7 protein-coding genes are annotated in these 11,127 nt (G+C 62.5%); 4 read left to right on the plus strand and 3 right to left on the minus strand.

Going from position 1 to position 11,127, the window contains the following annotated elements; genetic code table 11:
• Positions 1-206: 206 nt before the first annotated feature.
• From ACHWUQ_RS13585 to ACHWUQ_RS13595, 3 genes are read left to right on the plus strand one after another with little or no spacing between them, the layout of a single operon-like run.
• A complete protein-coding gene (locus ACHWUQ_RS13585; protein WP_312462575.1) occupies positions 207-1,457 on the plus strand; it encodes an efflux RND transporter periplasmic adaptor subunit in 1,251 nt (416 codons plus the stop codon).
• Positions 1,458-1,481: 24 nt separating this feature from the next.
• Positions 1,482-4,727 carry an efflux RND transporter permease subunit gene (locus tag ACHWUQ_RS13590; RefSeq protein WP_394681460.1) on the plus strand — a complete coding sequence of 1,082 codons (3,246 nt, stop codon included), beginning with the start codon at positions 1,482-1,484 and terminating at the stop codon, positions 4,725-4,727.
• Positions 4,728-4,748: 21 nt separating this feature from the next.
• Complete coding sequence (locus tag ACHWUQ_RS13595; RefSeq protein WP_394681461.1) at positions 4,749-6,242, plus strand: efflux transporter outer membrane subunit; 1,494 nt, start codon at positions 4,749-4,751, stop codon at positions 6,240-6,242.
• A gap of 69 nt (positions 6,243-6,311) precedes the next feature.
• On the opposite strand, the gene ACHWUQ_RS13600 is transcribed toward ACHWUQ_RS13595, so the two are convergent.
• From ACHWUQ_RS13600 to tssA, 3 genes are read right to left on the minus strand one after another with little or no spacing between them, the layout of a single operon-like run.
• Positions 6,312-7,106 (minus strand): PP2C family protein-serine/threonine phosphatase, encoded by a 795-nt coding sequence (locus tag ACHWUQ_RS13600; protein WP_394681462.1) that lies wholly within the window; start codon positions 7,104-7,106, stop codon positions 6,312-6,314.
• Positions 7,106-9,175 carry a type VI secretion system-associated FHA domain protein TagH gene (gene tagH / locus ACHWUQ_RS13605; protein ID WP_394681463.1) on the minus strand — a complete coding sequence of 690 codons (2,070 nt, stop codon included), beginning with the start codon at positions 9,173-9,175 and terminating at the stop codon, positions 7,106-7,108. The genes ACHWUQ_RS13600 and tagH overlap by 1 nt, the downstream gene beginning before the upstream one ends.
• A 28-nt stretch (positions 9,176-9,203) precedes the next feature.
• Complete coding sequence (tssA, locus tag ACHWUQ_RS13610) at positions 9,204-10,220, minus strand: type VI secretion system protein TssA (protein ID WP_394681464.1); 1,017 nt, start codon at positions 10,218-10,220, stop codon at positions 9,204-9,206.
• Between the two features lie 220 nt (positions 10,221-10,440).
• Between tssA and ACHWUQ_RS13615 the strand changes: the two genes are divergently transcribed.
• On the plus strand, positions 10,441-11,019 hold the full coding sequence (locus ACHWUQ_RS13615) for a hypothetical protein (protein ID WP_394681465.1): 579 nt from the start codon (positions 10,441-10,443) through the stop codon (positions 11,017-11,019).
• Positions 11,020-11,127: the final 108 nt, after the last annotated feature.

Raw genomic sequence — 11,127 nt, forward strand, 5'->3', positions numbered from 1 at the left:
CGCAAGGCGTCTTTTGCAGTCGAGCCGTAGCTATTGACAAAGAAGACAACGCAGCGGATCGCCCGAGACCACGTTCAGACCAAGGCAGGGAGTTTTGCAGAGGCTCAACTGTGGCAAGGATTTTCTGTCGGCTTTTGTAGCCGCAGGGGCATGCCGTTGCCGCAAGAAACCTCAAAAACTATTCACGCACACATCAGGACTTGGCCATGAGCAACAACAAAACTTCGACTTCCCCTCAACGCCGCTGGTGGACGGCCATCGGTCTGGCAGCTGCCGTGGTGGCTGCAGGCGGCACGGCAATGGGCCTGCAAAGCTCGCACGCGAGTGCGCCGGCAGAGGCCACGGCACCGCCCGCGATGCCTGTCTCCGTCGCCCAGGTGCTGCAGCAGGACGTGCAGCTGTGGGATGAATTCTCCGGCCGGCTCGAAGCCGTGCAGCGCGTCGACGTGCGCCCGCGTGTCGCCGGCGCGCTGCAGGCGGTGCACTTCAAGGAGGGTGCGCTGGTCAAGGCCGGTGATCTGCTTTTCACGGTCGATCCCGCACCTTATGCCGCTGAAGTGGACCGCGCCGAAGCCCAGGTGGTGGCCGCCAAGGCACGCATGGGCTATTCGCAAAGCGAAGCCGAGCGCGCCGCCCGTCTGTGGGAAGAGCGCGCCATTGCGCAAAAGGAACTGGACGAGCGCACCAACGCCCGCCGCGAAGCAGACGCCAACCTGCGCGCAGCGCAGGCCGCGCTGCAGACGGCCAAACTCAACCTGGGCTACACCCAGGTGCGCGCGCCCGTGGCCGGCAAGATGGGCCGCATCGATGTGACCGTGGGCAACCTGGTCAGCGCCGGTGCCGGCGCGCCAGTGCTGACGACCTTGGTCTCCGTCAACCCCATGTATGCCAGTTTTGATGCCGACGAGCAGATCGTGACCAATGCGCTGCAAGGCCTGCGCCAGGGCAAGAGCGCCCGTGCGCTGATCGAGAGCATTCCCGTGCAGATGGGGGTGGGCACCAGCGGCGCCACGCCTTACAAGGGCCACCTGCAGCTGATTGACAACCAGGTGGATGCGCGCAGCGGCACCGTGCGGGTGCGTGCGGTGTTTGACAACGCCGACGGCGCGCTGATGGCCGGCCAGTTTGCCCGCGTGCGCATGGGCCAGCCCCATAGCCAGCAGGCGCTGCTGATCAACGAACGTGCCGTGGGAACGGACCAGAGCAAGAAGTTTGTGCTGGTGGTGGGCGAGGGCAACAAGGCCGAGTACCGCGAAGTGCAGTTGGGCGCGCCGTTTGAAGGGCTGCGCCTGGTGACCTCGGGCCTGAAGGCCGGCGAGCGCATTGTGGTCAACGGCCTGCAGCGCGTGCGCCCCGGTGCCGTGGTGGCACCGCAGGAGGTGCCGATGTCCAGCAAATCCGAGCTCAAGGGCGATGCGCAGCAGGCTGCCAACGATGGCTCCAAGCCCGCCGCCTAAACCGATAACAAAAAAGCCAAGCGTATGAATTTATCCCGATTTTTCATCGACCGCCCGATATTTGCGGGTGTGCTGTCGCTGCTGATCTTTCTGGCCGGGCTGATCGCCATGCGGGCCCTGCCCATCTCGGAGTACCCCGAGGTGGTGCCGCCCTCAGTGGTGGTGCGTGCCCAGTACCCCGGCGCCAACCCCAAGGTGATCGCCGAAACTGTCGCCACGCCCCTCGAAGAGTCCGTCAACGGTGTCGAAGGCATGCTCTATATGGGCAGCCAGGCCACCACCGATGGCGTGATGACCCTGACCGTGACCTTCAAGCTGGGCACCGACCCGGACAAGGCGCAGCAGTTGGTGCAGAACCGCGTCTCGCAGGCCGAGCCGCGCCTGCCCGAAGAAGTGCGGCGCCTGGGCGTGACCACGGTCAAGAGTTCGCCGGACATCACCATGGTGGTCCATATGGTCTCGCCCAATGGGCGCTATGACATCGACTACCTGCGCAACTATGCCGTGCTCAATGTCAAGGACCGCCTCGCGCGCATCCAGGGCGTAGGCCAGGTGCAGATCTTTGGCGGTGGCGATTACTCGATGCGCGCCTGGCTGGACCCGCAAAAGGTCGCCCAGCGCGGCCTGTCGGCCAGCGATGTGGTGGCCGCCATCCGGGGCCAGAACGTGCAAGCCGCTGCCGGCGTGGTCGGTGCATCGCCGGGTCTGCCTGGCGTGGATACCCAGTTGTCGATCAATGCCCAAGGCCGTTTGTCCAGCACCGAAGAGTTTGGCGACATCATCGTCAAGACCGGCTCGGACGGTGCGGTAACGCGTCTGCGCGACATTGCCCGCCTGGAGCTGGGTGCAGCTGATTATTCGCTGCGCTCGCTGCTGAACAACGAAGCAGCCGTTGGTATGGGCGTGTTCCAGGCCCCGGGCTCCAATGCGCTGGAGATCTCGGAAAACGTGCGCAACACGATGGCTGAGCTGCAAAAGAACATGCCAGAAGGCGTGGAGTTCCGCATTGCCTATGACCCGACCCAGTTTGTGCGTGCGTCGATCGACTCGGTGATCCATACCTTGCTTGAGGCCATCGCGCTGGTGGTGATCGTGGTGATTCTGTTCCTGCAGACCTGGCGCGCGTCGATCATTCCGCTGCTGGCGGTGCCGGTGTCGGTGGTGGGTACCTTTGCGGTGCTGCATCTGCTGGGCTTCTCCATCAATGCGCTCAGCCTGTTCGGGCTGGTGCTGGCCATCGGTATCGTCGTCGATGATGCCATCGTCGTGGTCGAGAACGTGGAGCGGAACATCGAAGCCGGGCTGAGCCCGCGCGAGGCCACCTACCAGGCCATGCGTGAAGTCTCGGGCCCCATCATTGCGATTGCTCTGGTGCTGGTCGCGGTGTTTGTGCCGCTGGCGTTCATCAGTGGTTTGACCGGCCAGTTCTACAAGCAGTTCGCGGTGACGATTGCGATCTCCACGGTGATCTCGGCCATCAACTCGCTGACCCTGTCGCCCGCACTGGCCGCATTGCTGCTCAAGGGCCATGACGAACCCAAGGATGCGCTGACCCGTGGCATGGACCGCGTGCTGGGCGGTTTCTTCCGCCGCTTCAATGCCGTGTTCCACCGTGGCTCGGAAGCCTACAGTGGCGGCGTGCGCCGCGTGATTGGCCATAAGGCCGGCATGTTCGTCGTGTACCTGGCGCTGGTCGGCGCCACCTGGGGCCTGTTCCATATGGTGCCCGGCGGTTTTGTGCCGGCACAGGACAAGCAGTACCTGGTGGGCTTTGCCCAGCTGCCCGATGGTGCGACCCTGGACCGCACCGAGGACGTGATCAAGCGCATGGGCGATATCGTCAAGGAGAACCCCAATGTGCAGGATGCCATCGCTTTCCCCGGCCTGTCGATCAATGGCTTCACCAACAGCTCGAACTCCGGCATCGTGTTCGTCTCGCTCAAGCCCTTTGCCGAGCGCACCCGCGCCGACCAGAGCGGTGGCGCTGTGGCGGGCCAACTGAACCAGGCCTTTGGCCAGATCCAGGACGCCTTTATCGCCATGTTCCCGCCACCACCGGTGTCGGGCCTGGGCACCACGGGCGGCTTCAAGCTGCAGATTGAAGACCGGGGCTCGCTCGGCTACGAAGCGATGGATGGCGCGGTCAAGGCCTTCATGGCCAAGGCTTACCAGACGCCGGAGCTGGCTGGCATCTTCTCGAGCTGGCAGGTCAATGTGCCGCAGCTCTACGCCGATATCGACCGCACCAAGGCGCGCCAGCTGGGTGTGCCGGTGACCGATATTTTCGAGACCCTGCAGATCTATCTGGGCAGCCTGTATGCCAATGACTTCAACAAGTTTGGCCGCACCTACAGCGTGCGGGTGCAAGCGGATGCGGGCTTCCGCGCCCGCGCCGAAGATGTGGGCGCTCTGAAGGTGCGATCGACCACCGGCGAGATGGTGCCACTGTCCGCGCTGATGAAGCTCGAACCCAGCTTTGGCCCAGAGCGTGCGATGCGCTACAACGGCTTCCTGTCGGCCGATGTCAATGGCGGCCCGGCCCCCGGTTTCTCGTCGGGCCAGGCGCGCGAAGCGGTGGAGCGCATTGCCCGCGAGACCTTGCCGCAGGGCATTGGCTTTGAATGGACGGAACTGACCTACCAGGAAATCCTGGCGGGCAACTCCGCGGCGCTGGTCTTCCCGCTGGCGATTTTGCTGGTGTTCCTGGTGCTGGCTGCGCAGTATGAAAGCCTGACCCTGCCGTTGGCCATTGTGCTGATTGTGCCGATGGGCCTGCTGGCTGCGATGACCGGGGTCTGGCTCTCGCATGGCGACAACAATGTCTTCACCCAGATCGGCTTGGTGGTGCTGGTGGGGCTATCGGCGAAGAACGCCATCTTGATCGTGGAGTTTGCCCGTGAGCTGGAATTTGCCGGACGCACGCCGATCCAGGCCGCGATCGAAGCCAGCCGCCTGCGTCTGCGCCCGATCCTGATGACGTCGATGGCCTTCATCATGGGTGTGCTGCCGCTGGTGCTGTCCAAGGGTGCCGGCGCAGAAATGCGCAGCGCCATGGGGATTGCCGTGTTCGCCGGGATGATTGGTGTGACCGCCTTCGGTCTGTTCCTGACCCCCGTGTTCTATGTGCTGCTGCGTAAGCTGGCAGGCAACCGCCCGCTCAAGCAACACGGCGCCCATGTGGCCCCGATCACGGCGCCGGTGCCCGCACCTGTGCATGGCGCAGGCTCTGCCCAACCCCTCCTGGCCGCGGCTCGCGGACATGACGAATAAGAGAAGAACAACATGCAAGAAATGACGATGTCTTTCAACGCCAAAACCGGTCAGGCGCCCCTGGGCCGGGGGCTGCGCCGCGCGCTGGCACCGCTGCGCTTGAAACTGCTCACGCCGCTGGCTGCGGCCCTGCTGCTGGCCGGTTGCGCTACGGCGCTGCCACCGGCGGTGCAAAACGCTGGCGTGCCGGTGCCCGCCGCCTTCAGCACGCCACAGGACCAGGCTTCCTGGACCACGGCCGCCCCGGCCGAGGCCCAGCCCCGTGGCGCCTGGTGGCTGGCCTTTGGCGATGCCGAGTTGACCCAGCTGGTCGAGCGCGCTGCCGATGCCAATACCGATGTGCAGACGGCCGCAGCCCGCCTGGCAGAGGCCCGGGCGCTGCTGCGCTCGGCCGATGCCCAGCGCATGCCGCAGGTCGGTGTCTCGGGCGGCGCGGCACGCCAGGCTGGTGCCAACACCAGCAACGGGCTCCAGCCCGCGACCTTGGTGACAGCCGGGCTCAACCTGTCTTACGAGGTGGACCTGTTTGGCCGCCTGTCGCAGGCCAGCCAGGCCGCGCAGCTGGATGCCGAGGCGCGTGCTGCCTTGCTGCAAAGCACGCGTCTGATGGTGCAGTCCGATGTGGCGCAGACCTATCTGCAACTGCGCGCGCTGCAAACCGAGCAGCAGCTGGTGCAGCAAAGCCTGTCCGCCTACCGCGACACCTTGCGCCTGATCCAGCGGCGCTTCGACGCCGGCGATGCCGCCGAGCTGGAAGTGGTGCGCATGCAAAGCGAGGTCTCCGCCACCGAATCCGAGGCCCTGGCCTTGGAACGCCAGCAGGCCACACTGAGCAATGCGCTGGCGGTGCTGGTGGGTGAGGTGGCCACCGGCTTTAAGCTGCCCGCTGCGCAGGGCGAGGTGCGCCTGCCGGTGATCCCCGCTGGCGTGCCCGGCACCGTGCTGGCCCGCCGGCCCGATGTGTCTGCCGCACAAGCCAGCGTGCTGGCGGCCCAGGCCCGCGTGGGCGTGGCGCAAGCGGCCTGGTTCCCGGCCATCACCTTGACCGGCAATGGTGGCTTTGCCTCGCCCGACCTGGGTGACCTGTTCAAGTGGTCGGCCCGCTCCTGGGGCCTGGGTGCGCTGCTTTCGCTGCCACTGTTTGACGGCGGCCAGCGCGAAGCGCAGGAAGAGGGCGCCAAGGCCCGGCTGGAAGCGGCAGTGGCCGCCCAGCGCGGCCAGGTGCTGGGCGCCTTCCGCGACGTGGAAGACCAGCTGAGCAGCCTGCGCCTGCTGCAAGGCCAGGCCACCGTGCTGGGCCAGGCCGTGCAGTCGGCCGAGCGGGCCACCCACCTCTCCGATGTGCGCTACCGCAACGGCCTGGTCAGCCAGCTGGAGCTGCTGGACGCCCGCCGCAACGAACTGCGCAACCGCCGCCAGGCGCTGCAGGTGCGCACCGCCCAGTACACGGCCACCATTGCGCTGATTCGTGCACTGGGTGGCAGCTGGGAGAGTGCGCCGGTGGCGGCTGGTTAAACGCAAGCCGCCAACAAAAGCAGGCCTCTTGCGAGAGGCCTGCTTTTTTACATTTGGCGCAGCTGGGCTCTACGCACCGTGCAGCAGCAAGGTGTTTTCACCATCGTTGCTGACCCAGACGCCGGTGGCGGTGAAGTTGTCATTGTCGCCACAGCCTTGCTTTCGGACCATCGCCATCAAGTCGCTGATCCAGTCTTGCACACAGCCTGCACGCTGCAGAGAGGCCTCAATGTCCGCTGGGCTGAGGCCATTCCAGATGCCATCGGTGCACAGCAGGAACGCATCTCCGGTGGAGATATCGATAGCCTGCTCCAGTACCTCGGGCCCGACTTCGCTTTGGGTGCCCACTGCCCCTAGCAGCACGTTTTTCTTGGGGTAGGTCGCAACAGCGCTGGGCGATAGCAGCCCCGCATTCACCAGGCATTGCACGACGCTGTGATCACTGGTCATCGCCATCAGCTCCTTGGCGCGAAACCAATACACGCGTGAATCGCCCCAGTGGGCCCAAATGGCACGTTGTCGGTGGGTATCGATACGCAGCTCCACCAGGGTGGTGCTCATGCGGCTGTATTCGGGGTGAGCTTGCTGCTGCGCCTGTATGTGGCTGGATAGGGCCAGCAACTGCGCACGAAAAACGGCAGGGTCCATCGACAACGGCGCATCGCGTATCGCTTGCATGGCCAAGGTGGATGCGCGCAGCCCACCAGCAGCGCCGCCCATGCCATCGGCCACTGCAAAGGACACCACATGCTGGTCTCGCACATGGCAGAAAGCATCCTCGTTGTAGCTGCGATCACCGGGGTCCGTCTGCGAATGGTGGACCAAGGCCAGTGCCGTCTCGGCTTGCTTGCGGTCTTGGGTCATCACTTGCTCTTACTGTCGCTGTTGTGCGCCACTTCTGCCTGGTAAGCGCTGAGGAATTCTGCGCCCCAAGATGTCGGGCTTTGGTTCTTGATCTCGTCTTTCAGCCATTCATAACGGCTGCGGTACAAATCCCACAACCGGGCATCGCGCTGGCTGCTGAACAACGGCTTTGCACGCCCTTGGCTCTGCAACTGCTCCTCCAGATAATGCGGGTCAAAGCGGTCAAACAAACCGCGCACTGCCGCTTGTGTGCCCGCCATCATCGCGACCTCATGGCTGCGCAGATCCTGGAAGGCATCTGCTATCGCCGTTGGGCCATCCTGAAACCCCGCCATGCGAGGCCCAAAAATCTGCGCCAGCACCGACGATCCGGTCGGCAGAAACTTCAAAGGATTGTTGGCCTCGGCGTTGATCAAGGTGACGGACACCCTGACTTCTTGCTTGGCTGCCGCCCGGGCGCTCAGCAAGTCCATGCAGCCCTGCACCGATTCCGCCAGCATCTTGCCCAGCATGAACATCAGCTCGGGCGTGAGTTGCTCGGGGTAGCGGCAATCTGTTAGGCCAGCCCCTTGCTTAAAGCTGTCCAGCAGCGCCTGCATATGAGTTTCGTCGCTTTTCGGGATTGCTTGCTGTTCAGCCTGAGGTGGAATGTCAACGGAAGGGGGCGTCACAACCACTTGTACATGTGGCGCGGTTATGTCGCAATCAGGATCATCTCCGCTGTCCGCCTGCGCATTGATTGCGGTAGTTGCTCCACCTTCGGTAGCACCAACGCTGGTACCGACCTCCATCACTTGCTGCTGTCCAATGTCTGTCTCCGTCGCGGAGGACAGCTCAAGGGGAGCTAACACTGCTTCTGGAATAGTTGCGGCCGAAGATGCTGATGGTGTGTCTGGGCGGCCCAGCGCTGGGTCTTCCACAATAGCCCGGGGTGCTCGGAAATACGATCCGACCTCCACCCGGTGGTCCGAGAGTGCCTGGTCTGCAGCAAGTACCTGTCCAGGCTTTAGGACACCCACCTCCAAGATGTCGCTTTGTGGAGCATCCACGAACATCTGCATCGGATCGACTGGGATAGTGGCATCTATCAGGCGCTGGTGCTGCTTGGAGGCCAAGGGGTCTTGCACCATCACGGATATCTCGGCCTCTGCTGGCTGGTAGATGGCGTCCAACGATTGGCCTGGAAACATCTGTGGAAGGTCTTGAGCGCTCTCTATCTGCGCCAAAGGGTCGTCACTGTTACGCTCTGGCGCGCCGTTGGGCGCCAATACATTGAAGTCCTCTGGGATGAGCGTGGCGCTTTTGAAAGCCATTCCCTGGGCTGCCAAGGCATCAGGTTCGCTAACGGGCGTTGCAAGCAAATCGGCAAACGGATCAGCCGCTATAAAGCCCACGGCTGCGACTGCCGGCGTGGGGGAAGCGGGCGGCGAAGAGGGTAATGGCGGAGAAACGGGCAGACTGGCTGATAGCGCCTGTGGCGCATCGTGTACGGCCCCAGAGTGCGCTCCAGCGGCTGCTTGGTACGCGGACGCAGGCAGAGGGGTCGACAGAAGATCTCCAAATGGCCCCGCAGCAGTGGCTTGATCCAGTGCCGTATCGCCTTGCTCTGTGGGGGGAGGTGCGGTAGGCAAGGTTGGATGTGAGGGGACCATGCGGACTTCAGCCTGCAGTTGCTCAGCGTCTTGCACCTCGGGGCTTGAAGGCAACGCAACCACAGGCTGTGCACCCGCAACCACCGCTTGGGCCTCGTACGCCAGATCTTCTACCAGAATGGTGTAATTACCAGTGACCCAGGTAGCGCCTTTCTCGACAGGGCATATCTCCCCCGGACGCAACTCCCTGTCGTCTACGTAAATAGCGTTGGAGGTGCTAGCGTTGAGCAAAATAAAGCGTTCATCTTCAACGTACACCTGCGCCTGGATGCGTGAGATCCTGCGAAAGGGGTCGAGCAATACCATTTGGCAATTTGGGTCTCGACCCAGGGTGCCGCCTTGCCGATCAAATACGTGTTGCACCACGTGGGTCTCGCCATTGGCATAGGCCAAGCGGGCGCTGAGCTGCAAAAACATGGGGGATCCTCGCGTCGTGCAATGGGGATTAGGTGTCAGAGGGTTCTGCATCCGCAATGAACATCGCTTGGTTCAGACCGTCCGGCGCCATATGGCGCACGATGTCCATAAAGCGCATCTCCATGACCTTGATGGACCGCCGGATCAACAAAGGGGCCGGATTGGTAGGCTCGTGCAGCTCCAGATAGCGGCAAACCAGTTCCAACTGGCGGATGGCATCCTTGCGCGAGCGTATATCTCCAGTATTCGCAACCATGCCGCCGACCAGATTCTCTTCTTGGGGTTGCAGCGGCGCCTGCGCGGTCGCGACGTCGCCCGGTTGCAGCAGCTTGCTGAGCTTCTCCAGTGGCCGGCGCAGGGGCTGCAGATCGGGTTCGTAGTCGCTGCCTAGTTGCTCACGGCAGCGGCTTTGTATGTTGGCGACCAAGGCCAGAATTTGCGCTAGTAGTTCCTGCAGCGCCGCGCCGCCTTCATGCTGTTTCTCTTCCAGAATCTGCGCAATTTGGCGGCTGGTGACGGAGATGCCATTGAGCTCAATGGATCCACTATCGAACAGGCGCTCCAGGTCTTTGACGGTGAATGCACCAATTTGGCTGGGAAGCGCAACGGTTTGTCGCATGTCCGCAACCAAGCTGTTGCTATCGCCGAAATCGCAGAAGACGCTGTAGCGCATGTGGGGGTCAGCTTCGCCATCCACCTCAAGCTGTGGATGGACCTGCGCCCAAAACAGCTGACATACCGTGTCGACGCTTTGCAAACCATAGTGCAGCCCGGGTAAGCCATGCATGCGCGTCATTGCGCGCGTGAGCAAAAGCAGTACTCGCAAATCCTTGGTCTGGGCGCACAAGGCGCTGGCCAATGCCAGCACTTGGGGCCAGTCGGGCTCCTTGGATGCAATCAAGGTGTCCCCGTACTGTTGCTCCGGGCTGTGTATGGCTGCGGTTTCCAGCTCTGCAAATGCGGTGTCGAATTCCGTGTTCTTGCCCGCTGGCTGCGTGTCTGAGACAGGCTGGGCCCAGTCCACACCAATGTTGAAATCTTCCACTTGTAGCTCCCACGAATGCGCTTGCAGGGACCGTTTACCTGCCTGGTGCAGTTGTTCATTTCCTCCGAGCGATGATAGCGTAATGGCAATTAAGATATTAGACTTGATAGCTGATTTTTATTAAAACACCTTGCTGTCTACGGTTGCTGAGCCGCACCTTCAGAAGGCCTGAAGCCTCATATAGCAACCTTTTTTTGCCATCACATATCTTGGAGCCCCCATGTCGGAGATCAGTCGCAGCCATCTGTTTGGCAAGTTGAACCCCCAAGTCTTTCGTGCAGCAGAGGCGGCAACGGTCGCCTGCAAGCTTCGCGGCAACCCCTATGTCGAATTGGTGCACTGGCTGCACCAGATCCAGCAGGACCAGGATTCGGACTTCCGCCGCATCGCTAAGCATTTCAAGCTCGATACGGCAGAGTTGGAAAAAGGCATGACGAACGAGTTGGACCGGCTCGCGCGGGGCGCCACTGCCATCGTCGATTTCTCCGAGCACATCGACCTGGCCATTGAACGCTCATGGATCTACACCAGCTTGCTGTTTGCCGACGATGTGATCCGCAGTGGCTATTTGTTGGTAGGGATCCTCAAAACCGACAGCTTGCGCTCCGTGCTCCATCGCATGTCGCCTGAGTTTCGCAAGCTGCAGCCTGATCTGGTGGTTGAATCCCTGGCCCAGGTGGTACGCGGATCTCCGGAAGACGCGCAACTGGCCCATGATGGAACTAGCAGCAACGCAGCACAGCCCGGTGACGCCAGCCAGGCGCTAGCCTCGAACAACGCCAAGGGCAGCGCATGTTGATTTCCATGCAAACCTGACCCACCATTTCCATCCAATCTTGACAGATCGGAAGAGCACACGTCTGAACTCCAGTCACCGTGTAGGATCTCGTTTGCCGTCTTGTGGTTG

It is taken from the genome of uncultured Comamonas sp. (genome assembly GCF_964277875.1).
GTDB classification, from domain to species: domain Bacteria; phylum Pseudomonadota; class Gammaproteobacteria; order Burkholderiales; family Burkholderiaceae_C; genus Comamonas; species Comamonas sediminis.